Below are 23,869 nucleotides of genomic sequence, written 5' to 3'. Positions count from 1 at the left end.
GCTGTCAAAGTAACCGAAAACAGCGGCCATGTCTGCCAGAAGCCTATAGCTAGTAGGCCAGTTTTTACAAGCCTGAGTGTTGGAAGCCTTGCTGTTGTGCCCAACAACGCCCTTATTCTGCGCGAAACAACAGAGCGAACGTGCTGGTCGAATCAGTGCGGTACTGGCAGCGCTGAGGGTCGTAAAGCGCTTGTTTGAATCGCTAAGCCTGCTGGGCGCGCCGCCGCAAGGATGGTCTTCTTTGCCATTGATGTGCGTTGCATCCTTGTAGAGTGCTCGCTACAGTTCGGCCTTTGCTGGGCTAACTGAACGTATGGAGCATGTCGCATGGCCACCTTAATGATTCAAGGCACCACGTCAGATGCAGGTAAGAGCACCGTGGTCGCCGGGCTATGCCGAGTACTTAAACGTCGAGGCTTTCGTGTTGCTCCTTTCAAGCCTCAAAACATGGCATTGAACAGTGCCGTAACTGAAGATGGCGGAGAAATCGGCCGCTCTACCGCTCTACAAGCACAGGCCGCTGGCGTTGCGCCTCATAGCGATATGAACCCCGTGCTGCTTAAGCCTGAATCGGATCGTGGCGCCCAGGTAATTTTGCGCGGCAAGGTGTACGGCCATATGGGGGCGTTGGATTATCACGCCTTTAAGCAGACAGCTCAGGAAAGTGTGATGGCCGCCTGGCATGCATTGCAGCGCCGTTATGATGTCATTATTGCCGAAGGGGCGGGCAGCCCTGCCGAAATTAATCTGCGAAAGGGCGATATCGCGAATATGGGGTTTGCGGAAGCGGCAGATTGCCCCGTGTTACTGGTCGGCGATATTGATCGAGGGGGCGTATTTGCCCAGTTGGTAGGCACGCTTGAGTTGCTCAGTAAAAGCGAGCAGGCGCGTACCAGGGGATTTATTGTTAATCGTTTTCGCGGTGATATTGGCCTGCTGAATCCAGGGCTTGAATGGTTGACCCAGCGGACAGGTAAACCTGTGTTCGGCACCTTGCCGTATCTGCAGGGATTATTACTGGATGCTGAGGATAGCGTTGGCCTGGCTCACAAAAATACGCAGACAGCGGCTTTGAAAGTCATCGTGCCCGCATTGCCGCGTATCAGTAATCACACTGATTTTGACCCGTTGCGTTTGCACCCCCAGATAGCGCTGACCTTCGTGGGCCCCGAGCAGCCGATACCCCCCGCTGATGTGATCATTCTACCGGGCAGTAAAAGCACTGCCAGCGACCTAGCTTGGCTAAAGCGCCAGGGCTGGGATAACGCCATTCAGCGTCACCTGCGCTATGGCGGTAAGGTGTTGGGTATTTGCGGTGGTTTTCAGATGCTGGGCGAGTGGGTCGATGACCCCGACGGGCTAGAAGGGCAGCCAGGGAAAGTAGCCGGATTGGGGCTTTTATCGCTCACCACACGTATGGTACCGGGCAAACAGCTACGTAATGTTAGCGGTGTGCTAGTCGGCGAAACGGCAACGGTCACGGGTTATGAAATTCATAACGGCATTAGCGAAGGCTCCGCCCTGAGCAGGCCGCTATTTGATATTAATGGTCGACCAGAAGGCTCGGTCAGTGATGATGGCCAAATCATCGGCACCTATCTGCATGGGCTATTTGACCATCCTGAGGCCTGCCATGGGCTGTTAAAACAACTGGGCCTCACTGACGGCGAACAAAGCGATTACCAAGCCCACCGAGAGCGTGAACTTGATCGCTTGGCGGATATGCTGGAAGCCCATGTAGATATTGAGGCGGTATTAGCGTTGCTACCTTCCGAAAGTCGCTAGATAGCTTCTTTGCCCCAGTGCTCTAAAAGAAGATCAATAAATAGCTGCGCAGTACTGGATAAGCTGTGCGAGTTGCTGCGTACCAAACCAATTGAGCGCTGAATGCGTGGCTCGGGTAAATCGCGAGAACAGAGCGTGTCGTGATCCGGGCCGGGCATGGTCATGCGCGGCAAAATAGCCACACCCAACCCCGATTCCACCAGCCCTAATGAGGTAGAGAGATGCTGTACCTCATAAAAGCTGTTGAGGTGGATACCCTCCGCTGAAAGCGCGTTATCCAGCAACGTGCGATTGCCACTATCGCGGCTCACAGTAATGAGACGCACATCTTCTAAATCGCCCCACTCAATCTGCTTTTTGCTGGCAAGCGGGTGGTCTGAGCGCAGTGCCAGCACAAAGGGGTCTAGAAGTAGCGGGGTAAAGCGCACCTCGGAGCTTTGCGCGCTGATCATGTTAATGCCGAAATCCGCCTCACCATTAATGACTTTTTCCAGTCCCTCGTTAGCACTGACATCCAGAATTCGGATGCGAATGCCCGGCCAAGCCTCGCTAAACACGCGAATGACACTAGGCAAAAAGTAGAAGGCCGCCGTTGGCAAGCAGGCAATCGTCACCGTGCCTTTTTGGTGCGTGACGAGCTCGCGAATTCCCAAAATCGAGGACTCATACTCCTCTAACATACGTCTGGCACGGGGTAGAAAGTCAGCTCCAATTGGCGTTAGTCGGGTACGTCTCGTGGTTCTCTCAAGTAATTCAACTTCAAGGAGTTCTTCGAGTTTTTGGATGCGCCGAGTAAGCGCTGGCTGCGATAAATGCAAGCGCTGCGCCGCCTCATGAAAGGTGCCTAATTCAGCGACCAAAATGAAGGCCTGGAGGTCGAGAAATTCGAGTCTATGCAGCATAGGATTGTTGCGCTAAAGAGGGTGATTAATAACCAAAACACATTAATGCACAAAACGGATTTATAGCAACCTATATTTGCATTTGAGACATTAAACATTGGCTGACATTCTTCGTTCATACAGTCATCGCGAACTATGGCGGAGCGATATGAACAGCATTCCTTGTGTCATTATGCGGGGCGGCACCTCTAGAGGCCCCTTTATTCGCATGAAAGATCTGCCCAGTGACCAGGCCCAGCAGGCTGATATTCTGCTGAGTTTGATGGGCTCCGGCCATGCGCTACAGATCGATGGTATTGGAGGCGGAGACCCGCTCACCAGTAAAGTGGCCATTGTGGAGCGCTCGTCACACCCTAATGCCGATGTTGACTACCTGTTTGCTCAAGTAGACGTAGTGAACAAGCGCGTCGACTTTAACCCGAACTGCGGCAACATGCTCTCTGCCGTTGGGCCCTATGCCATCGAAACAGGGCTGGTGGAACCCCAAGACGGTACGACCGTGGTGAAGGTGCATAACCTGAACACCCAGCGGTTGATTGAGTGCCATGTACCCACTCCGGGTAAGCAGGTGCAGTACGAAGGTAGCGTTACCATTAGCGGCGTTCCTGGCAGTGCGGCGGGCATCCAGCTCAGCTTTTTAGACATCATGGGCAGTAAAACGGGCCAGCTGCTACCCACCGGAAACGCCTGCGATGAGATTGATGGTGTCGAGGTGAGCTGTATTGATGCGGCCACCCCAATTATGCTGCTGCGCGCTGAGTCGGTCGGGTTAACTGGCCATGAGTCGCCTGTTGAGCTGGATAATAACGCGGCCTTATTAACCCGCTTAGAGACCCTGCGCCGTGAAGCGGGGCGACGAATGGGAATGGGCGATGTTAGCCAGAGCGTACTGCCCAAGGTGGTACTTATTTCAGCGGCTGAAGCAGCATCCCACACGCTGAATGTGCGCTATTTTGTGCCCCATCGCTGCCATAAAGCGATTGCCGTTACAGGTGCGATGGCCGTGGTGGCGGCGATTAACGTGCCCGGCTCGATTGCCAATCACATGGCCATGAGCACTCATAAGCTTTCCGCTGGGCAACTGCTATCACAGATTGTTCTGGAGCATCCTTCTGGCTCTATTGAGCTAACGGCCGAATATCGCCAGCAGAATGCCTTTGACCTAGCGCGCGTATCGCTCATTCGAACGGCTCGCAAAATCATGAGCGGGCAAATTTTTTACGCGACCCCTCCAAAGAAAGTGGGGCAACACGTTATCGAAACCGTTGATTGAATAACGCTACCTTTATGACTGACCGACAATAATCAATAACAGGAGTATCGCCATGGCCACTCTGGAAAACACGCCACTAAAGACGTTCAAGAAAGCGCTACTTGTGGTTGCTTGTTCCACGCTCGGTGCTATCAGTGTGAATGCTCAAGCTGACGATGTGAACGTGCCTGACACCATTCGCTGGACCATTCCGTTTGGTGTGGGCGGAGGAACCGACGTATGGGCACGCTTTTTCACTACTTGGATGAGCGAGAATATTCAAGGCAACCCGACGCTAGTGATCGACAACGTACCCGGCGGCGGCTCTATCAATGGCAGTAATCTGTTCGCCATGCGGGCGGACTCGGATGGCAGCCAGTGGATTGGCACGTCTGCCTCTACCCAATACCCTGCCATGCTGCAAGACCGCCGAGTACGCTATAGCTACGATGATTGGACGCCGATTTTAGCGACGCCCACCGGCGGCGTGGTCTATGCCCAACCTGGCCTAGGCGATAGCGCAGAGGAAGTGCTGAACGCGGTAACTAACCAGCGCGTTAAGTTTGCCGTTCAAAGCCATACCGGGCTAGAGCTGCCGGTATTGATTGCGCTTGATTTGCTGGGGGCCGATGTGCAGGCCGTTTCGGGCATGCGTAGCCGTGGAGAAGGGCGGTTAGCCTTTGAGCGTGGCGAGGCCGATATCGATTTCCAGACCACCTCTGCCTATTTCAGCAGCGTAGAACCTCTGGTAGAGAGCGGCCGAGCGGTGCCGCTGTTTTCCCTAGGCGTGCTTAATGACAGCGGCGAGATCGTTCGTGATCCTGCCTTTCCTGACTTGCCAACCTTCAATGAAGTGTATGAAACCCTGCATGGTGAAGCGCCTAGCGGTCCCGCCGCCGAGGCGTATCGTAAGTTCTTTGCCTCAGGGTTCACGCTGCAAAAGTTGATCCTACTGCCAAACGATGCTCCACAAGCGCTGATTCAGGAGTATCGCGAAGCAGCACAGCGTTTTGTGGATACAGAAGCGTTTAAAGATGCAGCAATGGCACAGCTTGGCCCCTACACGCCAGTGGTGGGTGAGGTCGTCGAGCAGCATCTACAGGAGGCCATGTCACTTGATGATGCCACGCGACAGTGGTTGGTCGAGTGGCTGCTAGAGCAGCACGGTGCCCGTATTTAACACGCCAGTTAACACAAAAAAGCACTGCTTAAGCAGTGCTTTTGGGCTCCCTTACATTAAACAACATAAGAGCCAATACAATGATAGATGTCTTATTCTCCAGTTTGGGGCAGCTGTTTACTGTTCCCCATATGCTGTACATGGTGATTGGTGTCCTGATTGGGCTGATTGTGGGCATCATCCCTGGGCTTGGCGGCATTGCCGGTATGTCGCTTCTGCTGCCTTTCCTCTATGGTATGGAGCCTTCCGTCGCCTTGGGTATGCTGATGGGGTTAGTGGCGGTGATTCCCACTGGCGATACGTTTGCCTCTGTACTGCTTGGAATCCCAGGCTCTAGTGCTTCCCAGGCCACCGTGGTGGATGGCTTTGCATTGGCTAAGAAAGGGCAGGCTGCACGAGCGCTCTCTAGCGCGTTTCTGTCGTCAATGATCGGTGGGCTTATCGGTGCGCTGGTGCTGACGGCTTTTATCCTCATTGCCCGGCCTGTTGTGCTGTCGTTCTCTTCCTCAGAGCTATTTATGTTGACGCTGCTGGGGCTTTCCATGGTGGCGGTTCTGTCTGGTAAAGATGTTTTTAAAGGCATTGCTGCCTGCGGCGCTGGCTTACTGGTGGGCACCATTGGCATGGCTCCCGCCACTGGGGAGTTCCGGCTGCCGTTTGAAATTGACTACCTCTACGATGGATTGCCGTTAGTGGTGGTGGGGTTAGGTATTTTCGCACTGCCTGAAATCATTGATTTATTAGTGAAGCGCGGCGCAATTGCCGAGCAGCCCTGCCAATTGGGCAAAGGCTGGAAGGAGGGCGTCAAGGATGTAGCCAAACGGCCTGGGTTGGTGGCTCGCTGCGCGGGCATTGGCAGCTTGATGGGCACGATTCCTGGTCTGGCGGGTTCAGTGGTGGATTGGCTCACCTATGGCCATGCGGTGCAGAGCGCCAAGGATAAATCACAGTTTGGTAAAGGCGATATTCGTGGTGTGATTGCGCCCGAATCTGCTAACAACGCCTGTGCCTGCGGGGCAATGGTGCCCACGCTGCTGTTTGGTATTCCTGGGTCTGGCACGGCGGCGGTGTTCTTAGGTGGTTTGCTACTGCTGGGCCTTCAGCCCGGGGTTAGTATGCTGGAGACCAATCTTGATCTGACGTACACCATTATTTGGTCGTTAGCTTTAGCGAATATCTTAGGCGCAGCGCTCTGTTTAGGCTTAGCGCGTCCGGTGGCGAGTTTAACGCGAGTGCCGTTCGTGATTTTAGCGCCGCTGATTACCATCTTGATTCTCTTTGCGGCCTATCAAGCAACGCGTTCGCTGGGGGATCTCTTTGCACTCGGCATTATTGGTGCGATTGGCGTGCTGTTCAAGCAGGCGAACTGGTCTCGCCCGGCCTTCTTGATTGGCTTTGTGCTCGCGCCCGGTGCTGAAGCATACTTCTATCAAGCCGCCCAGTTTCAGGGGGCTGAGGCCTTCATGCGGCCTGGCGTACTGGTCATTGGCGCACTGATTGCGGCCTCACTGCTACTTCCGCCGCTACGTCGCTCTTTACGTAACCACCTGCAAAAGCGCCGTCAAAGCGAGGAGTCTGCTGCTCATCCGCTTCAAGAAGAGGTGGCTCCGCTGTCGCTGGGCGTGATTGATGTGGCATTGCTGGGCAGCCTGTTAGCCGGTGCCGCGTATATGTGGTGGGCGTTTGCGGATCTTTCCATGCTGGGTGGCATCATGCCCCGGTTGGCGATTGCCATTATCGTGGCAGCCTGCGTGCTGGAAATTGTCAGAACGGTCATCAAACCGATGAAGTGGCAAACTCAGACATTAAGTCAGCAGTTGCCTTGGGTCGCCGGTTTCTTCGCGTTGATTGGAGGCGTGATGGTGCTCGGCTTCCTGTTTGCCGCCGCCATATTTTGCCTTGGCTTCTTACTGGTGGTGGCACGTATGAAGCCCGTAGCTGCCGTGGGTTTAGCGGCTGGAGTGACGCTCTTCTTAATGGGGATGGCAAATCTGCTGACGCTTACTTATCCCACTGGAATGTTGGCAAGTTTGTAAAACAAGTTCTTTCTAGAGACGAGTACACAAAAGGCCATTCAGTTGGCTTTTTGTGCTGCAAAGTAGTTAGAGCTACGAATCTCTAACGCATTTAGCCATCAGGGTAATTTCAAGGCGACTACCGCCGCAGATAGAGGGCGATTCAGTGCATGTGCGGGCCGGGTAACAACCCGGCCCAAAAAATTCGGAATAAATAGCGTCCATCGCGCTGATACCTTTTAAATCAGCCAAATGGATGTCAACACGCACCACATCCGCTAAGCTACCTTCTTTTGATTCAGCATGCGTTCAAGCTCGCGCATCACTAGGCGCGTTTCTTCCTTGATATCGCCTTTGGCATCGTGGCCGTTAGAAAGGTCGGCAACGGTTCGACCCGAGAGAAACACGTAGTGATCATCTATCACCATGTGACTTCCTGTGAAGTCTGGTTTGGGTAGTGTCGGATCAGTTGATAAACTGAGGCATTTAACCTCCAGCGGGCAGCAAAAGTGCTCAATTGCGTGACTATTCGTATCCCGACATGCATTAACGTAGCTAATACGGTTAGCAACAGCTTAAAGAGAGCGTCATGAAGGTAGTTCAGATTAAAGAAGCGGGGCAGCGAGATGCCTGTTTAGCGCAACTGTGCGCTAGCGTTTATGGTCAGCAGGCAGGATTAACCCCGCTGGTGGTGTTTGCCGGTACGCGCAAGGTGCTGTTTACGCAGGAAATAGCCCGTTTGGTGGCGGGTGTAGATGGTGCTGGTAGTAAGCCGTTGTCGCTGGCGCTGTTGGTATTGGATGAAGCGGGCGAAGGCATGACGATTACTCACGCCTGCGAGTTTGAGCAAGGCGCCAAGCAGCGGCTTATCAGCGAATTGGCGCTTAAAGCGCCGCTGCGCGTTGAGGTGGATAATGCGGAGCAGGAAGCGGTTTATCAGGCGAGCGGTATCAAGCGCTGGTTTGATGGCGCTGACAGCAAGCGCATTGGCTTAAGCGGCCGCCATCCGGCCAGTCATGCAGGCGAACTGGCCGCGACCGTTGCGCTGGATGAGGCACTCATTTTACGACGCTTCAAGCACGACCCAAAAGCATTTGAAAGCGCCAAGCAGGACTTTTTAAACGGCTTGAACCAGTTTCCCGCAACGCTCTGAGCATGCTTATCCTGTGAGCTGGCCGAGGCTACTTTTTGGCCAGTTCGCGCATGGCGCTTTCCAGCCCTTCCAGTGTCATGGGGTACATGCGGTCTTCAATAATGTCACGAATCAACTGCGTGGAATACGTGTACTCCCAAGCGCGAGGTGGCATAGGGTTAAGCCATGCCAAGTGGGGAAAGGTCTCGCAGACGCGTTTAAGCCATGCGCCGCCGGGTTCTTCATTAAAATGCTCGACGCTGCCACCTCGGTGAGTAATCTCATAAGGCGACATGGCCGCATCGCCCACGATGACTACCTGATAATCCGCGCCGTAAGTGTGGAGCACGTCCATGGTGGGGATGCGCTCGCTGCCGCGTCTTGAATTATGTCGCCAGACCCCTTCGTATAAACAGTTATGAAAGTAGTAGTGTTCAAGGTGCTTGAATTCAGATCGGGCAGCCGAAAACAGCTCCTCACAAACGCGAATGTGGTCATCCATGGAGCCGCCTACATCCAGAAACAGCAGCACCTTAACGGCGTTGTGGCGCTCAGGACGCATCTGAACGTTTAGTAAGCCCCCGTCACGCGCTGTTTCACGGATGGTGCTGTCGACATCGAATTCTTCTACAGCACCCTGGCGTGCGAACTTGCGTAGTCGGCGCAGCGCCATTTTGATATTGCGGGTACCCAGCTCCAAAGAATCGTCATAGTCGCGAAAGCGTCGTTCATCCCATACCTTTGTTGCGCGGCGATGGCGTGAGCTTTCCTGGCCGATACGAATACCTTCAGGGTTATAGCCATAGGCGCCAAACGGGCTGGTGCCGCCTGTGCCAATCCACTTGTTACCGCCTGCATGGCGCTCTTTTTGCTCTTCCAGGCGTTTTTTAAAGGTTTTGATCAGCGCTTCCAGGCCGCCTAGCGATTCAATGTTGGCTTTCTCTTCATCAGATAGCTGCTTTTCGAATTCCCGGCGCAGCCAGTCATCGGGAATCAACGCCTCAATGGCGGCGTCCATGTCTTCAAGGCCTTTAAACCAGGCAGCAAACGCACGATCAAAGCGGTCAAAGTGGCGTTCATCTTTTACCATTACTGTGCGAGCGACTTGGTAAAATACTTCCATATCGGCAAATACGACGCCCCGTTCAACCACCGCATGCAGGTCCAGCAGTTCACGCAGCGACACAGGAACGCCTGCCCGCTTTAGGGTTTCAAACAGACCAATAAACATGGCTTAACGACCTGTGCCTTTTTGACGGCGTAACATAAACGTCAGGCGTTCAAGCAGCTGGGTATCCTGCTCGTTTTTAACCAGTGCGCCAGCCATGGGCGGCAGTGCCTTGGCTGGGTCGCGGTTGTAGAGCGCTTCCTGGGCAATTTCATCCGCCATTAGCAGCTTAAGCCAATCAACCAGTTCAGAGGTTGAAGGTTTCTTCTTAAGGCCGGGCGCATCACGTAGTTCGAAAAATACGTTCAACGCTTCGCCGACCAGCCGCGGTGCAATATCCGGAAAGTGCACATCCACTATTGCCTGCAGAGTGGCTCGGTCGGGAAATTCAATGTAATGAAAAAAGCAGCGGCGCAGAAATGCATCGGGTAGCTCTTTTTCATTATTGGACGTGATGATAATAATGGGGCGTTGATCGGCTCGGATCGTTTCACCGGTCTCGTAAACGTGGAACTCCATGCGATCCAGTTCCTGGAGCAAGTCGTTCGGAAACTCGATATCGGCCTTATCTATCTCGTCGATCAAAAGCACGACACGTTCATCGGCCGTAAAGGCTTCCCATAGTTTGCCGGGCTTTATGTAGTTGGCCACGTTCTCCACGCCTTCGACACCTAGCTGAGAATCGCGCAGCCGGCTAACCGCATCGTACTCATAAAGCCCTTGGGCGGCCTTGGTACTGGATTTAATATGCCAGGTAATCAGCTGAGTGCCCAATGACTCGGCCAGCTCTTCCGCGAGCAGGGTTTTACCGGTGCCAGGCTCGCCCTTAATAAGCAACGGCCGTTCAAGAACAATCGCCGCGTTAACCGCTTGCTTTAGTGCATCAGTGGCAATGTAGGAAGAAGTAGAGTCAAACGCCATGAAGAGTGCCTCGACGGGTCGAAAACGTATTCAAACAAGTGTACGTGAGGGTAGGTGTCGGGGCCAACAGCCAATTCCGATGGCGTTAAATAGAAGCACCAAGACCCAATGGATACGCACGGTACCTTTATGGGGCAAAACTACCTAAGCACGAACAGGGTTGGTGCACTTTCTTCACATGAGATATTGAGGTAGGCGAGTTGAGTACGGGTGCTTTGTATATGTATTTGTATTTTAATAGTTTTTAGGATAATGGCACGCAGTTCGCTATATCGTAAGTACGAAGCAAATGAACAGCATCACTAGCCACATTGGATGCTCTTCCTTCTTTGCTATATCGCCACGGTAATGACCGTTTTGCGATACACCGTGTGAGCTGGCGTGCTCCACTTGGGTCCCCTTCGGGGGGCTTTTTTTATGTTTGAAGAAAAAGAACTAACATTTTCAACATATAACAAGAATGTCACAAGAAATTTGGAAACACTGTTCGATTGGTATATATTGTATAGGTAAGCCGGTTGGTTGGCACCAATCCCAAGCTAAAATGCATAGAGGGTGAACCTAATGAGCAATATGAAATTAATTTCAGCCGCTGTGGTAACTGCTGGCTTAGCACTGGCAAGTCAGGCTGCCTTAGCGTACAACGCTGGCGATGCATTTGTTCGTGGTGGCGTCGCTCAAACCGATACAGGATCAGGCAACGGTAATATCAATGGAGAGTCACTGAACGTTCAAAGCGAGACAGGCTTTACGTTCGGCGCTGGTTATCTATTTACTGATAAAGTGGGTGTTGAGCTTAATAGTTCTGAAAAGTTTGAACATCAGCTCAATGCGGCATCACAAGACCTGGGAAGCATTGACCGCTTACCCGTAAATCTATTGGTAAATTACTACCCCATGGGTGGGCTGGATTCACGTGTTCAGCCGTACGTTGGTGCAGGTCTTAACTACACACGCTTCTCGGGTGGTCCTGACAATATTGACGTACGCAGAAGCTATGGCGCTATCGGCCAAGCCGGTGTGGATTTAGCAGTCACCCAGAACGTGTTACTGAATGGCTACGTAAGCTATGCGGATGTGGATGGCGAGATCAAACGTGATGGCGAGCATATCGGTAAAGTCGATATGGATCCGGTCACCATCGGCGGTGGCGTGACGTTCCGTTTCTAAGGCATAAGCCAGCTTCAAAATATCATCTAACACCCGGCCTTGCGCCGGGTGTTTTTGTTACGGCTTAACAACAGGTTCTGCTACGGGCCTTATGGGGTCAGATTATCGTAACCATTTTCAGTGACCACTACGTTATCCTCGATACGAATACCACCACAGGACATTAACTGATCCACCAGCGTCCAGTTAATTGGAAGCGATGTGTCGCGCAACGGGTTTAGGAGCATCGGAATAAAGTAGAGTCCTGGCTCAACGGTTACCACCATGCCGGGTTTCAAAATACGCGTTAAGCGCAGGGCGGGATGTTCGCTTGGGGCGGGGGCCGCTGAACCATCAGGGTGACGTAAACCGGCTACGTCATGCACTTGAAGTCCCAGGGAGTGACCTAAACCGTGTGGGCAGAAGGCGCGAGTGACTCCTTCGCTTACCGCTTGCTCGCCGGTGCCTTTAAATATGTCATGGGCAACGAGAACGCTTCCCAGGGCTTGGTGCATTTGCTGGTGTAGCTCAACAAAAGAGGTATCCGGTTCGATGCGAGTAATAATGTCATCTTTTAGGTGATGTAGTGCCGTTACCAGTTCTTTAAAAATCGCGGGGGCATCAGGCCCTGCGTGGGTGCGGGTGATATCTGCGCAGTACCCTCTAAAGCGTCGCCCGGCATCTACTAACAAACTGTAGCGCTGGCTGGGTGGTGTTATATCGTAATGTTGGTAGTGCAGGACGCCTGCATGTCCATTCAAACCAATAATATTCTGGTAAGGAACGCTAGATTCGCGTTGTCGGCTAGCCGCTAGGTAGGCCAGTTGAATATCGAGCTCGCCTGAAGCGCCAATAAAGGCGGCTTGGGCGGCCTCGTGACCTGCCATTGCCAGGTGGTTAGCTTCTCGTAGACAGGCAACTTCGTAAGGTGTTTTGAACATGCGAAGTTCATCAAGCGCTCGCACAACCTCATTAGAGGCTGTTTCAGCGTTCAGCGCTTGCTGAATATCGGGCGTCGTGCTTGCTATATCGCCGATGACGACGCTGCGGCCCTCCACGGGAGGCGCGAGGGCTTGGGTACACTGATGTACATCAATGACGGATAGCCAAGGCTCATCGGGTAGCTGAGTAGGCTGATGCCAAAAATCAGCGGGTGCATGCAGATAAAACTGCGGTTTTTTGCCGGATTGGATGACTAGCCAGCTGTGCTGAATATCCGCAAGGCCTACCCAGTGCATAAAATGGCCATAGGTTTGGAAAGAGGTGGCATGATCGTCAGCAAAATGATGGCTGGCGTGGCCGCTATAAATCACCAGACTGTCAAAGCCGTACTTTGCTAACACCTGCTCATAGGCATGTTGTAAATGAACGATATGATCAAGCTGCAGGTTAAAAAGCGTTGTTGACATGAAAGTCTATCCTGTTAACTACGTGACGGGGCGAGTTCGCTCCAGAGTTTGTCTAGTTCTGCATGGTGCTGATGCTGATGGCGGTATAAGCGCAGCTCCATGGGCACATCCCAGCGGCTATCGCCTGCTCTGACGAGGGTGCCTTGGGCGAGCTCATGTGAAACGCTGCGCTCCGGCAGCCAACTCATGCCATACCCCAGCAATACCAGCTCTTTTATGCTTGCCGCGTACAGATTTTCACTTTGTGCCACCAGGTGGGTGCTTTGAGGTAATCTGGCCAGGTGTGCCTTTATCGCAGAGCCCAGCAGGCCTCGCTTGGGGTAGGCAAGCCAAGGCGAGGGCTGTTGGCGTGTGCCTGGCAAAACGGTACAAGGCTCGCCTTGAGGGGCAAGGCCTGTCACGGGAATTAGCCGCTCATGGCCGATCACCCGATAGGTACAAGCGCTTGTATCGATATCCAGGTCGCATCGCCCGACAGGCCAGTAACAGATAGCCAGGTCGCACTCTGCGCGCATTAACGCTTGAAAATAGTCGTGAGCAATCCACCCGGTAGCGCGCAGGTAGGGCTGTACATGGTCCTGCCAGCCGGTAGACGCTAGCCATTCAGGCAGGAAATTCCCCAGCAGGCTTTGCGGGGCGGCCACCATAATGCGCCGCTGTTGACCGGCATTAATCTCGCGCAATCGATCACGCGTTAAACGAACGCGCTCCGTTACCTGTTCGCATAAGGTGAGGAACTCCTCACCGGCGGGGGTTAACGAAAGCGGTAGCGTTTGGCGATTAATGAGTGTAATGCCCATCTCTTCTTCAAGCAGTTTAATCCGTCTAGAGAAGGTCGGCTGGGTTACGTTTTGATCGTCGGCGGCACGTGAAAAGTGCCGAGTCCTGGCCAGGGCAATAAAGTCTTCTAGCCAGCGAATTTCCATGCTTTACCTCGCAGTGAGATGACGTGACTGGCCAGTAAATGCCTACGTTTCATAGGCGGCCTTCCTCAACAGCGTGGCAGGCAACACGCGTGCCGTCATCCTGCATTTTTAGTGGCGGGATTTCTTGAATGCAGCGCGCATTGGCATACGGGCAGCGACCATGAAAAACACAGCCGCTCGGTAAGTTAACCGGCGTTGGCACCTCACCTTTAAGGCGAATATGCTGCGGCCGATCATCTTCAAGGCGCGGAATAGATGAAAGGAGTGCTTGGGTGTAAGGGTGGCGGGGCTTGGCGAACAGAGTCGAGGTCGTGGCTATTTCGCACACGGTGCCCAGATACATAACGGCAACCCGCGTACCAAAATGCTCCACGACCGCTAGGTCGTGGGTAATAAACAGGTAGGTCAAGTTGCGCGCGTGCTGGGCTTCCATTAACAGGTTCAGCACTTGTGCCTGAATAGAGACATCCAGCGCTGAAATGGGCTCATCGGCAACAATAAATTCAGGATCTACTGCCAGCGCTCGCGCAATGGCAATACGTTGACGCTGGCCGCCGGAAAATTCATGACCGAAACGCTTACCCCAGTCTGGGTCAATGCCCACCGAGCCCATTACTTCTTCGACCTTATCGGCGATCTGCTGGCGGTTCCATGTAGGGTGGTGCAAGCGCAGTGGCTCTTCCAGCGTTTGCTGAATGGTCATCCGCGGATTAAGTGACGCGTAAGGGTTCTGGAAGATCATCTGCATGCGTTTGCGATACGGCAGCAATTGGCGCGAGCTTAAATGGTCAATGCGCTGACCATCATAGTGAATCTCGCCTTCAGACGGGGTGATTAGCCCCATGACCGTACGGGCGACGGTAGATTTTCCGCAGCCGGATTCGCCGACGACGCAGAGTGCTTCGCCACGCATTATCTCCAGGTTTACGCCATTAATAGCGTGTACGTGCTCCTGGTGACGAACGAGCTTGCCGCCTTTAAATCGCAGCTGGTCAAGAAAGTCACCTGACAGCGAAAACCGCTTTTTGAGATCGCAGATTTGCAGAAGTGTCTGGGCTTCTTCGACGTTTTCAGCGGGGATGTGATGCTCTGCCATCGCACTTGCCTGCGTACTCATTGGCTTTCCTCCTTTAAACGACGATCTTCCAGCAGTTCAGCCACCATATGGCAAGCTACCTGGCAGTTGCCCGCTTGTACAAAACCGGGTACTTGCTCAATACAAGCGGGGCGGGTTTGCCCATCGGCGCGCTTAATAAAGTCGCAGCGCGGATGAAAGGCGCAGCCGCTAGGTAGATTGGATAGTGAAGGCATGCTGCCACGGATCTGATTCAGTCTTTCACCGGGCGTTGCCATCTGGGGCAGGGCATTAATCAGCCCTTGGGTGTAGGGGTGCTGCGGGTCATTAATGATCTCGCGCGTAGGGCCTTGCTCAATCACGCGACCGGCATACATGACCAGCATGCGTTGAGTGACCTGACTCACAACGCCAAGGTCGTGAGTAATCAAAATAAGCCCGACATTGTGCTGTTCGCAGAGATCCAGCAATAGCGCCATGATTTCTGCCTGAATGGTGACATCCAGTGCTGTTGTAGGCTCATCGGCGATAATGATGTCCGGGTCAAGCAGCAATGCAATAGCGATAATAATGCGCTGTCGCATGCCGCCCGAAAGCTCATGAGGGTATTGGTCAAGACGCTTTTCCGGTGAGGGAATTTGCACCTGGCGTAATTTATCCAGTGCAATGGCGCGAGCTTCTTTAGAGGAAATCCGTCGGTGAGCTTTTAGACACTCCACCATTTGAGCGCCAATCGATAACACTGGGTTCAGCGTCATCATTGGGTCCTGGAAGATCATCGAAATTCGGTTGCCACGTATTTTACGCAGCCCGCGCTCCGACATGGTATTGAGCGTTTGTCCTTCAAACGCAATACTGCCACCGGCAATAAACCCTGGCCTGGCAATCAGATTAAGCAGCGAAAACGCCGCAACTGATTTGCCAGCACCAGACTCGCCTACAATGCCTAAACGTTCACCGCGCTCCAGCGTAAAGCTTACGTCACGCAGTGCACGTACTTCGCCCTGGCGCAGGCCAAAACGTACATCCAGTTGAGAAACTTCAAGTAATGCCATGGTGTCCTCAGCCTTTATAGAGTCGTGGGTTCATGACATCGCGCAGCCAGTCGCCCAATAGATTGATAGACAGCACCAGCACTACCAGTACCGCACCGGGAATTAGCGTGATCCACCAGGAGCCTGACTGAATGTAGTCAAAGCCTGCCTTGATTAACGAACCAAGCGATGGGTGGGTCTCGGGCATCCCCAGGCCCAAAAACGACAGCGCCGCTTCAGAAATAATGGCGTTGGCAATTTGCACGGTAGAAATAACGAAAATAGGCGATAACGTATTGGGCAACACATGGCGGAACATAATCCGTTTGCTGCGCAATCCCATCACCCGGGCAGCGTCTACATACTCCTTGTTTTTTTCGGCAAGTACGGAAGCGCGCACGGTGCGGGCGTATTGTGGCCACTCGGCCAAGCCAATAATCAGTACCAGCATCAGTACTGCGTATTGACTATAAAAAGAGCTACCCAGGGTGGCCTTCACGACAGCGCCGACCACGATAGCCGCCATCAAGGTGGAGAACGACAGCTGAATATCCGCCAAGCGCATAAAAAAGGCATCCACGCGGCCGCCCAAATAGCCCGCCATTAGGCCAAACGTCACACCCAAAAGTGCCTGTAAGATCACCGCACCAAAGCCGATTAAAAGCGATACCCGCGTACCGTACAAAATAATTGACCAAAGGTCTCGGCCCTGGGCATCGGTGCCCAGTGAGTAGCGTTCGTCAGCTCCGTCGACCCAGAACGGTGGCAATTCGGAGGCCATAATATCGATCTGACGCAAATCGTACGGATCGGTAGGCGCAATAAGAGGCGCGGCAAAAGCAGCCACCACCAAGCAGATAAACACGGCCAAGCAAAGCTGTGCCGTGCGGTCACTCTTGAAGCTGTACCATAAATAGGAGTCGCGAAAGCGTTGAAAATGGCTGGGCGATTTGCTCTTGGGCACGCTCTTTGTTGTCATCGTCATGCGGGTTTACCCGTCAGTTTTACGGTGGGGTTCACAAAGCCGTAAATCAAATCCACGATGGTGTTGGTCACCACGAAAATGACACCGACAATCATTAGATAGGCCACGATTAGCGGGATATCAGCCCGATTGATCGCGTCCAAAAACATAAGGCCCATGCCCGGCCACTGGAACACGGTTTCGGTCAGAATGGTGTATGCCACCATCGTACCAATTTGAACACCGCCTACGGTGATCACCGGTAGCATGGTGTTTTTAAGCGCATGGACAAAATAGACGCGGCGCATTGAAATACCCTTGGCTCGGGCATACTTAACGTATTCAGACTGCAGTACTTCCATCATTTCAGCGCGGATCAAGCGAATAAACAGCGGCAGCATGATAGAGGCGAGTGAAATGGCAGGTAGCACCAGGTGTTGCAGGCCGCTCCAGGAGGCCAGGTTGGTATCCCAATAGCCAAACACGTGCACCAGGTCATAACCGCGCCCAAACGAGGGCATATTGCCTTGGGTAGATAATGCACTGTTTAACCAGGCCCCCCACGCGGTTCCCTCGGGAAAAATAGAGACGGTAATGCCGATAGAAAAAATTTGAATTAATACAATCGCGGTTAAGAATACCGGGATCGAAATACCGATAATCGACGCCCCCATAAAAAAACGGGAGATAATCGAGCGCGGTTTGATAGCGCTGTATACCCCGATAGGTGCCGAAAACACCACGATAATTAAGGTGGCTGCAAAGACGAGCTCAAGCGTTGCTGGCAGGTGGCGTGCAATAACGCTGAGCGCCGGTTCGCGGTAGAAGTAGGAGTTACCAAAGTCGCCTTGCACGGCGTTTTTGGCAAAGCGTACATACTGCACCATGAATGAATCATTAAGGCCCAAGCGCTCGCGTAGGGCTTCTCGTTCACTTTCGGGGACCGATTGTCCGACCATCTGCTGTACCGGATCACCCAGGTTATCCTGGATGGCGAAGGCCAGCACGCTGATGATGAACATCACCAATACCGCGTGCATCAGCCGCTTGATTAAAAAGGCAATCATGGCGTACGCCACCTATGTAATAGTGTTTAGCAAAGGAAGTCGGGGTAAGTGCCGTTAAACATTTTGCAATGGGTTTTGACGCAACAGTTTTTGACGCGGTTTCGACACAACAAGCGCTTCGCTCTCCAGTTGGCTGGAGAGCGAAGCATCCGTGCAGGCAATTTACAAGCCGTTAATCAAACTTAACGATTAATCACGAGATCGCCCAGATAGGGGAAGTCGATGGCGTTAACGACGGGTTCAATCTCAACGCCTTCGGCAGCGGCATACGCAAGGTTCTGCCAATGCAGCGTGATAAAACCAACATCTTCATACAGCATGGCTTCTGCTTCACGCAGCATTTCATTGCGTCGCTCAAGATCGGTTACGCTGTCGGCTTCAGTGACAAGCGCGTCGATCTCTTCATTGCAGTAATTGCCATAGTTGTATTGGCCCGCACCGCTCTCTTCATCAATACAGAAGGAGAGGTACTGGAAGAAGTTGGCAGTATCTTCAGTATCCGAATGCCAGCCAAGCATGGCGATATCCGATTGACGGGTATCGTATTCCGGCCAGTACTGGGCAAGCGGCATGGTGCGCAGGTTAACGTTGATATTGATACGCGATAGCATGTTCGCGACCGCTTGGGCAATTTGTGCGTCGTTGACGTAGCGATTGTTGGGCGCAATCATGTCAACGCTAAAGCCATCTTCATAACCCGCTTCCGCCATTAGCTCTTGAGCGCGGGTCAGGTCATAGCGTGGTACCAGATCCGGGTTGTGACCGGAGTAGCCTTCCGGTGAAAACTGCCCAGCAGGTGTCGCAAAGCCACGCATTAAGCGATCAGCGATGCCTTCCTGGTTGATGGCAAGATCAACGGCTTGACGAACGCGCACGTCTTTGAAGGCTTCAACCTGTTCTTCGTTAAGCTGGAAGCCGATAATACGCGTGCCCGGTACTTCGAAAAGCTTAACATCACTTGCTTCACGAACGCGCTCCAGATCATTCGGCGGCACAGCGTCAATAAAGTCGACGCCGCCTGAGAGCAAGGCTGCTACGCGCGCGGCGTTTTCCGCAATCGGCGTCAGTACAATGCTTGAGACATTGCCTTCGCTTTCAGTATCCCAATAATCTTCAAAGCGCTCAAAATCGACACGCACGCCTTGGCGACGGTCAGTAAGAACGAACGGGCCGGTACCGGAAACATTGCGTGAAGCAAACGAGTTGCCTGCTTTTACGATCTCCGCTTTATCGACGCCATTTTCGGTTTCACCGGTATAGAACTGGCTATCCATGGGAAAAATGTAGGTCGCCAGGTTGAGCAACAGCGGATAGGGGGTCGTCGTCGTGATTTCCACCGTGTAGTCATCAACCGCTTCGGCGGTAGCAATGGGCTCAAAAATGGCGCGGTAGTCAGGGCTCTCTTTTAAGCGCTCAATCGTCCATACCACGTCTTCAGCCGTCAGCTCGTTACCCGAATGAAACTTGACGCCTTCACGAAGCGTCATGCGCATATGAGTATCGTCTGTTTGTACCCATTCAGTTGCCAAGCGGGGCTCAAACTGAAAGTCCTTGGTCCAGCGGACGAGAGGATCAAACGCCAAGTGGGAGAAACGCAGCATACCGCCGGAAAGTTGTTCGTGAATATCAAGCGTTTCTGGATCGGCGGAGTAGCCAATGCGCAACGTTTCAGCGTTTGCTGTCAAAGGGAGCACTGCGCTACCCGCAACAGTTGCACCGATAATAGTGGCCAGTATCTTTTTTTTGAGCGCCATAATCGTTCCCGTCTTATTGATAATTTTATTGTTCACATTACCGTCTAAACGCTATTGGCGAGACAGCAAAGCAGACACGGTCAGCTTGTAAGCTATCCTATTAACATAGAGAGTGTTGAATGCGTCATACAATCGAAATAATGATAGACCCTATTCAACTATTGAATGATTGGGCTTATAGCAGTGAATAATGGAGTGCAATCTAGCCTAAAGTCGTAGATGGAAAATAAACGGGCGTTTGTTATCAGCCCACGAAAGCCATTAGTGACCCGCTGAAAGGCAGGGCTGAAAATGATGAAATGGAATCAATGGACCATTCTGGTGTTAATCGGTTGGCTTCCATTAAGCGTACAGTCTGACACTATTGAAGGCATGCTGGACGGCGAGCCGCGGGAGTGGTTTGTGCTGAGTCAGGGCCGTGACTCCAATGCTTCTTTTGTAGAGGTTGGCGATCAACGCCAAATCATTATCACAGGGTTTGTCGAGCCTGATCAAAGGGACGCCTACGAAGGGTTGTCTATTAGCCTAACGGTTGAAGACAACCAGCTTATCGATGCCCACGTGGTGCAACTGATCGGCAGCACCACCGTACCGCCGCTTTATACCTCTGAGGGAGGCAGTGTTACCGTCACGTTGACGCAGCTTGAGCAGCAGGGCAGCCACATTCATATTGCTGGGCGTGTCGAAGGCGTATTGGCGTTGCAAACTGCACAGGACGACGCGCCCAGCCGGGCTGAGGGAATCGACATTGATGTGCAGTTTGACGTTAATGCCTATCGAGCACAGTTTTAATAAGCAGAGTTCTAGGCCCCAAATTGCTGATGTAGCCAAGCATTAATATCATCAGACTCATACAGCCACTCTTCGCGACCATCTTCATGGTGAATCTTTAAGCAAGGCACTTTGGTTTTGCCGCCGCCTTCAAGAAGGTCCTGCTTGTGTGCGGGGTCATGCTGAACATCGCGCAGCTCAATGGTTAGTCCTAAGCGGGCAATTTCTTTCCGCACCTTAATGCAAAAAGGGCAGGTACGGAATTGATAAAGGGCCAGGTGTTGGCAAGCCTGGTCGACGCGCGCTTGATCGGCGGGTGCACGCTCAACCGCGTTAGGCGTTGAGAGTTTTTCACTGATAAGCATGACCGGTGCCAGCACCAAGCGAATACCACGGAAAAAATAGCGAATTAATACACGCATAATAAACTCCATCGCTAACCTTGGGGCATGGGTCAGCGTTCTTAGAAAAAGTACGTCATTGTAAACAGCGATGCGACGCGCCAACAGGTAGGCTTTAAACAAGTGTGCGCGCATCCTGCAATAATCGAACGCATTTGTCACTTGGCGACGCTCGCTATACGTATATTGGGGCATTTTCTAACCACCATGTGTGCTTAAACCCTTGCTTCTGGGTGAGTAAACAAGCCGAGCATGCTAGTCTTTTCAGCTATTTTAAGCTGTGTTTATTACGTTGTTCAGGGACAGAAACCATGCATCTCCATATTATCGGTATCTGCGGCACCTTTATGGGTAGTCTTGCGCTACTCGCGCGCGAGCAGGGCCATCAGGTTAGCGGGTCAGATGCAAATGTCTATCCTCCGATGAGTACTCAGCTTGCTGAAGCAGGCATTACGTTAATGGAAGGTTATCGAGCAGAGCACCTTGGTGCTTCGATTGACCTAGTGGTAGTGGGGAATGCGCTGTCACGCGGGAACCCGGAAGTAGAGGCGCTACTTAACAGCGGTTTGCCGTATACCTCAGGAGCGCAGTGGCTTGCTGAACATGTGTTACCAGGGCGGCGGGTAATTGCTATCGCCGGTACCCATGGTAAAACCACCACCGCCAGTTTACTGGCCTGGCTATTGGAGAGCGCGGGCCAAGTACCGGGCTTTTTAATTGGCGGTGTGCCGCGAAATTTCGGTGTTTCCGCGCGGCTGGGTGATCCTAGGGGGCCTTTTATTGTTGAAGCCGATGAGTACGATACGGCCTTTTTTGATAAACGCTCCAAGTTTGTGCACTACCGTCCCGATATCGCTGTGCTCAATAATCTTGAGTTTGATCATGCGGATATCTTTCCGGATTTAGCTGCTATTGAACGCCAGTTCCACCATCTTGTGCGCACCGTGCCAAGCCAGGGGTGTCTATTGGTAGCCGATGAACAGCCAGCGTTAGCGCGAGTAATGGCGATGGGAGCCTGGACACCCATTAAACACTTTGGTGAGCAGTCCCAAAGTGCGTGGCAGCTCTGCCTTGAGCGCCCTGATGCCAGCCGTTTTCAGGTGATTCACCGCACAGACCAAGGCGAAGAGGATAGCGTCATCGAGTGGTCGTTAAGCGGCGTTCACAACGCGCGAAATGCCTTGGCAGCGTTAGCGGCTGCCCACGAGTGCGGAGTTGATTTAGCCCGGGCATGCGCCGCACTAGCGCGTTTCGAAACGCCACGACGGCGCCAGGAAGTGCGTGGAGAAGTGGGGGGCGTTCAAGTCATTGACGACTTTGCCCATCACCCCACGGCGATTGCGGCGACCTTGCAAGGCTTGCGTGCCACAACGACCAAAGGGCGCTTGCTGGCGGTTATTGAGCCACGCTCCAACACCATGCGGTTAGGTGCGCTACGCGATCGACTCAACGACAGCATCGCTGATGCGGATCAGGTGTATTGGTATCAACCTGCCGGTATTGATTGGTCGATGGAGGCGCTGGTAGCTGAGCAAGGTGCTAAAGCTCATCTTTATCAGCAGATTGAAACGCTGGTAGAGGCGGTCGTTCGCCATGCCGAACCGCTGGATCGGATTGTGGTGATGTCCAACGGTGGCTTTGAGGGCGTACATGAACGTCTACTAAATGCCTTAACGGCCAAGGAATTGAACGCGTGAGTAAAGATTCCCTGTTCAAAAAGCCGATCACCGTGGCATTAACGGGCGCTTCTGGGGCGCAGTATGGCCTGCGGCTGATAGACGTATTGGTAGAGGCAGGCCATGAAGTGTGGGTCATGATCTCCAAAGCGTCACACATGGTGATTGCCACGGAAACCGACATTAGCCTGCCTGCACAGCCAGAACGGCTGGCTGCTGCATTGAGAGAGCGTAGCGGCGCCGCGCCTGGCCAAATCCGCTGCTTTGGGCGAGAGGATTGGATGGCGCCTGTTGCCTCTGGGTCTGGAGCGGCCTCGGCTATGGTGGTGTGCCCATGCTCGACGGGAACGCTCTCGGCTATTGCCACTGGGGCAAGTAACAACCTGATTGAGCGGGCGGCCGATGTAGCGATTAAAGAGCGCCGAACGTTAGTGATAGTGCCCCGAGAGAGTCCATTTTCGCCTATCCATTTGGAACATATGCTGGGGCTAAGCCGCATGGGGGTTGTCATTTTACCTGCCGCCCCCGGGTTTTATCACCGCCCGCAATCCATTGATGATCTCATTGATTTTATTGTGGCACGCATTCTTAATCAGTTGGGCATTCAGCATACCTTGATGCCTCGCTGGGGCGAGGATGAAGCAGATAACATGTCTAAGGATAAGTAATGAACTGGGCCACGCTCTCAATATTTGTACCCACGTTTTTATTTGTGTCACTAACGCCGGGTATGTGCATGACGCTTGCCATGGTGCTGGGCATGACTCAAGGCGTGAAACGTACGCTGTGGATGATGATGGGAGAGCTGGTTGGCGTAGGGCTGGTAGCCGCAGCGGCAGGCGCTGGGGTAGCCGCCTTAATGCTCCGTCAGCCTGAACTCTTCACGGTGTTCAAGTGGGTGGGCGGCGCTTATTTGGCCTATTTGGGTATTATGATGTGGCGCTCTCGTGGGCGTATGGCGATTCCCAGTGAACTAAATGCTGGGCCTGCCGCCGGACGGCTAACACTTGCCATGCAAGGGTTTGTCACCGCTGTGGCTAATCCGAAGGGGTGGGCATTTTTTATGGTACTGCTGCCCCCCTTCTTGGATAGCAGCCGCCCGCTTGGCAGCCAACTGATTCTGCTGATTGTGGTCATTTTATTGATCGAGTTTGCCAGCCTGTTGGTGTATGCCGTCGGCGGTAAAACGCTGCGTAAAACGCTAGGAAAAAGCGGCAATGTTCGTTTACTTAACCGCATTGCCGGTACGTTAATGATGGGCGTCGGATTATGGCTGGCGCTAGGCTAG

23 protein-coding genes are annotated in these 23,869 nt (G+C 53.0%); 10 read left to right on the top strand and 13 right to left on the bottom strand.

The features are described from left to right. Positions 1-327 precede the first annotated feature (327 nt). Positions 328-1,785 carry a cobyric acid synthase gene (locus tag ACT3RU_RS08170; protein ID WP_192528068.1) on the top strand — a complete coding sequence of 486 codons (1,458 nt, stop codon included), beginning with the start codon at positions 328-330 and terminating at the stop codon, positions 1,783-1,785. Here the strand turns inward: ACT3RU_RS08170 and ACT3RU_RS08165 are convergent. Beyond that, positions 1,782-2,687, bottom strand: coding sequence for a LysR family transcriptional regulator (locus tag ACT3RU_RS08165; protein WP_192528065.1), 906 nt, complete (start codon positions 2,685-2,687; stop codon positions 1,782-1,784). The genes ACT3RU_RS08170 and ACT3RU_RS08165 overlap by 4 nt on opposite strands. A gap of 148 nt (positions 2,688-2,835) precedes the next feature. On the opposite strand from ACT3RU_RS08165, the gene ACT3RU_RS08160 reads away from it, so the two are divergent. The 3 genes from ACT3RU_RS08160 (at position 2,836) to ACT3RU_RS08150 (ending at position 7,155) form a co-directional block, all read left to right on the top strand. Next, on the top strand, positions 2,836-3,960 hold the full coding sequence (locus ACT3RU_RS08160) for a 4-oxalomesaconate tautomerase (RefSeq protein WP_192528064.1): 1,125 nt from the start codon (positions 2,836-2,838) through the stop codon (positions 3,958-3,960). A 52-nt stretch (positions 3,961-4,012) separates the two neighbouring features. Further along, on the top strand, positions 4,013-5,119 hold the full coding sequence (locus tag ACT3RU_RS08155; protein ID WP_225733881.1) for a type 2 periplasmic-binding domain-containing protein: 1,107 nt from the start codon (positions 4,013-4,015) through the stop codon (positions 5,117-5,119). Positions 5,120-5,199: 80 nt separating this feature from the next. Then, on the top strand, positions 5,200-7,155 hold the full coding sequence (locus tag ACT3RU_RS08150; RefSeq protein ID WP_192528062.1) for a tripartite tricarboxylate transporter permease: 1,956 nt from the start codon (positions 5,200-5,202) through the stop codon (positions 7,153-7,155). A gap of 72 nt (positions 7,156-7,227) precedes the next feature. Here ACT3RU_RS08150 and ACT3RU_RS08145 read toward each other — a convergent pair whose 3' ends face one another. Next, positions 7,228-7,404: a RidA family protein gene (locus tag ACT3RU_RS08145; protein ID WP_318779702.1), complete on the bottom strand. Its 177-nt coding sequence runs from the start codon at positions 7,402-7,404 to the stop codon at positions 7,228-7,230. Between the two features lie 8 nt (positions 7,405-7,412). Further along, positions 7,413-7,562 (bottom strand): RidA family protein, encoded by a 150-nt coding sequence (locus ACT3RU_RS08140; protein WP_225733880.1) that lies wholly within the window; start codon positions 7,560-7,562, stop codon positions 7,413-7,415. 161 nt (positions 7,563-7,723) lie between these two features. Here ACT3RU_RS08140 and ACT3RU_RS08135 point away from each other — a divergent pair, with 161 nt between their 5' ends. After that, the gene (locus ACT3RU_RS08135) at positions 7,724-8,287 is read left to right on the top strand and encodes a hypothetical protein (protein ID WP_192528061.1); all 564 of its coding nucleotides are present in this window, start codon (positions 7,724-7,726) and stop codon (positions 8,285-8,287) included. A 28-nt stretch (positions 8,288-8,315) separates the two neighbouring features. Here the strand turns inward: ACT3RU_RS08135 and ACT3RU_RS08130 are convergent, their stop codons facing one another. Both ACT3RU_RS08130 and ACT3RU_RS08125 read right to left on the bottom strand, forming a co-directional pair. Beyond that, positions 8,316-9,497: a vWA domain-containing protein gene (locus tag ACT3RU_RS08130; protein ID WP_192528060.1), complete on the bottom strand. Its 1,182-nt coding sequence runs from the start codon at positions 9,495-9,497 to the stop codon at positions 8,316-8,318. A gap of 3 nt (positions 9,498-9,500) precedes the next feature. Further along, a complete protein-coding gene (locus ACT3RU_RS08125; protein ID WP_192528059.1) occupies positions 9,501-10,355 on the bottom strand; it encodes an AAA family ATPase in 855 nt (284 codons plus the stop codon). Between the two features lie 564 nt (positions 10,356-10,919). Between ACT3RU_RS08125 and ACT3RU_RS08120 the strand changes: the two genes are divergently transcribed. Continuing rightward, on the top strand, positions 10,920-11,525 hold the full coding sequence (locus ACT3RU_RS08120; protein ID WP_172118208.1) for an OmpW/AlkL family protein: 606 nt from the start codon (positions 10,920-10,922) through the stop codon (positions 11,523-11,525). A gap of 89 nt (positions 11,526-11,614) precedes the next feature. On the opposite strand, the gene pepQ is transcribed toward ACT3RU_RS08120, so the two are convergent. The 7 genes from pepQ to ACT3RU_RS08085 all read right to left on the bottom strand — a co-directional run bounded on the left by pepQ (position 11,615) and on the right by ACT3RU_RS08085 (position 19,733). Next, positions 11,615-12,913 (bottom strand): Xaa-Pro dipeptidase, encoded by a 1,299-nt coding sequence (gene pepQ / locus ACT3RU_RS08115; protein ID WP_192528057.1) that lies wholly within the window; start codon positions 12,911-12,913, stop codon positions 11,615-11,617. A 14-nt stretch (positions 12,914-12,927) separates the two neighbouring features. Then, entirely contained in the window at positions 12,928-13,839 is a 912-nt protein-coding gene (locus ACT3RU_RS08110) for a LysR family transcriptional regulator (protein WP_192528055.1), read from the bottom strand. A gap of 49 nt (positions 13,840-13,888) precedes the next feature. Then, complete coding sequence (locus ACT3RU_RS08105) at positions 13,889-14,935, bottom strand: ABC transporter ATP-binding protein (protein WP_087107664.1); 1,047 nt, start codon at positions 14,933-14,935, stop codon at positions 13,889-13,891. Between the two features lie 17 nt (positions 14,936-14,952). Beyond that, complete coding sequence (locus ACT3RU_RS08100) at positions 14,953-15,969, bottom strand: ABC transporter ATP-binding protein (protein ID WP_087107570.1); 1,017 nt, start codon at positions 15,967-15,969, stop codon at positions 14,953-14,955. Positions 15,970-15,976: 7 nt separating this feature from the next. Further along, positions 15,977-16,933 carry an ABC transporter permease gene (locus ACT3RU_RS08095; protein WP_483392653.1) on the bottom strand — a complete coding sequence of 319 codons (957 nt, stop codon included), beginning with the start codon at positions 16,931-16,933 and terminating at the stop codon, positions 15,977-15,979. Continuing rightward, a complete protein-coding gene (locus ACT3RU_RS08090; RefSeq protein ID WP_087107568.1) occupies positions 16,930-17,979 on the bottom strand; it encodes an ABC transporter permease in 1,050 nt (349 codons plus the stop codon). The genes ACT3RU_RS08095 and ACT3RU_RS08090 overlap by 4 nt, the downstream gene beginning before the upstream one ends. Before the next feature lie 182 nt (positions 17,980-18,161). Then, on the bottom strand, positions 18,162-19,733 hold the full coding sequence (locus tag ACT3RU_RS08085; RefSeq protein WP_192528052.1) for an ABC transporter substrate-binding protein: 1,572 nt from the start codon (positions 19,731-19,733) through the stop codon (positions 18,162-18,164). A 291-nt stretch (positions 19,734-20,024) separates the two neighbouring features. Here ACT3RU_RS08085 and ACT3RU_RS08080 point away from each other — a divergent pair, with 291 nt between their 5' ends. Next, the gene (locus ACT3RU_RS08080) at positions 20,025-20,525 is read left to right on the top strand and encodes a hypothetical protein (protein WP_225733879.1); all 501 of its coding nucleotides are present in this window, start codon (positions 20,025-20,027) and stop codon (positions 20,523-20,525) included. Between the two features lie 11 nt (positions 20,526-20,536). Here the strand turns inward: ACT3RU_RS08080 and ACT3RU_RS08075 are convergent, their stop codons facing one another. Further along, positions 20,537-20,926, bottom strand: coding sequence for a glutaredoxin family protein (locus tag ACT3RU_RS08075; protein ID WP_192528050.1), 390 nt, complete (start codon positions 20,924-20,926; stop codon positions 20,537-20,539). 290 nt (positions 20,927-21,216) lie between these two features. Here ACT3RU_RS08075 and mpl point away from each other — a divergent pair, with 290 nt between their 5' ends. From mpl to ACT3RU_RS08060, 3 genes are read left to right on the top strand one after another with little or no spacing between them, the layout of a single operon-like run. Continuing rightward, complete coding sequence (gene mpl, locus ACT3RU_RS08070) at positions 21,217-22,602, top strand: UDP-N-acetylmuramate:L-alanyl-gamma-D-glutamyl-meso-diaminopimelate ligase (RefSeq protein WP_192528048.1); 1,386 nt, start codon at positions 21,217-21,219, stop codon at positions 22,600-22,602. After that, positions 22,599-23,249, top strand: a complete 651-nt coding sequence (locus ACT3RU_RS08065; RefSeq protein WP_192528047.1) for a flavin prenyltransferase UbiX — start codon at positions 22,599-22,601, stop codon at positions 23,247-23,249. Before mpl ends, ACT3RU_RS08065 begins: the two co-directional genes overlap by 4 nt. Next, entirely contained in the window at positions 23,249-23,869 is a 621-nt protein-coding gene (locus ACT3RU_RS08060; RefSeq protein WP_087107560.1) for a LysE family translocator, read from the top strand. Before ACT3RU_RS08065 ends, ACT3RU_RS08060 begins: the two co-directional genes overlap by 1 nt.

The organism is Halomonas sp. TP35, assembly GCF_052375975.1.
Taxonomy (GTDB): domain Bacteria; phylum Pseudomonadota; class Gammaproteobacteria; order Pseudomonadales; family Halomonadaceae; genus Vreelandella; species Vreelandella citrativorans.
This window is presented reverse-complemented; position numbering and strand designations above follow the sequence as displayed.